Origin of the sequence: Streptomyces sp. NRRL F-5755 (assembly GCF_001279365.1) — a bacterium.
GTDB classification, from domain to species: Bacteria; Actinomycetota; Actinomycetes; order Streptomycetales; family Streptomycetaceae; genus Streptomyces; species Streptomyces rimosus.
Genome location: NZ_LGCW01000172.1, coordinates 1 through 860 on the forward strand (window position 1 = coordinate 1; position 860 = coordinate 860).

Here is an 860-nt window from a genome sequence, read left to right on the forward strand (position 1 = left end):
AGACGTCATTTCGTTTGGTGTGATCTTGCGGCAGTCTGGGATGGTGACTGCCCCTCTTGTCGAGCGGATGGTGCCGGACAGCCTGTGGGAGCTGTTCGAGCGCGTGGTGCCGCCGGCGCCGGACCGACCGCAGGGCGGTGGCCGACGTCGGCGCGGGGACCGCGAGGTGCTGGCCGCGATCATCTTCGTGGCCACCTCGGGATGCACATGGAATCAACTGCCGACAGGCTTCGGACTGTCGGGGGTGACCGCGTTCCGCCGCTTCACCGAGTGGACCGAGGCCCGAGTGTGGGCCAAGTTGCACCGTCTGGTCCTGGACGAGCTCGGCGCCCGCGGCGAGCTGGACTGGTCGCGGTGCGCGATCGACTCCGTCAGCGTCCGGGCCATCAAAAGGGGCCGTTGACGGGACCGAATCCGACCGACCGCGGCAAGAGCGGATCGAAAATCCACCTCATCGTGGACCGCAACGGCCTCCCGGTCTCGATCGGCATCTCCGCGGCCAACCTCCACGACAGCCAGGCACTGATCCCGCTGGTGCGGGGCATCCCGCCGATCCGCTCCCGCCGCGGACCGCGGCGTCGCAAACCCGGCAAGCTCCATGGCGACAAGGGCTACGACTACCCGCACCTGCGGCGATGGTTAGCCGGCCGCGGGATTCGCCATCGCTTGGCCCGCAAGAGAACCGAGTCCACGCGACGGCTGGGCCGGCACCGCTGGGTCGTCGAGCGCACGGTGTCCTGGCTGCTGGGCTGCCGACGCCTCCACCGCCGCTACGAACGCAAGCCCGAACACTTCCTCGCCTTCACCGCCATCGCCTCAACCCTCATCTGCCATCGACGACTCCAAATGAAATGACGTCT

Annotated in this window: 1 protein-coding gene; it reads left to right on the top strand. The window is 68.0% G+C overall.

All coding sequences use genetic code 11. From position 1 onward, the window contains the following. The first annotated feature begins 40 nt into the window (after positions 1-40). Positions 41-855 (top strand): IS5 family transposase gene (locus tag ADK86_RS16395; RefSeq protein ID WP_420718857.1). Its coding sequence is split into 2 segments (ribosomal slippage): positions 41-392 and positions 392-855, totalling 816 coding nucleotides; the frame shifts between segments, so codons are not numbered across the junction. Positions 856-860 lie beyond the last annotated feature (5 nt).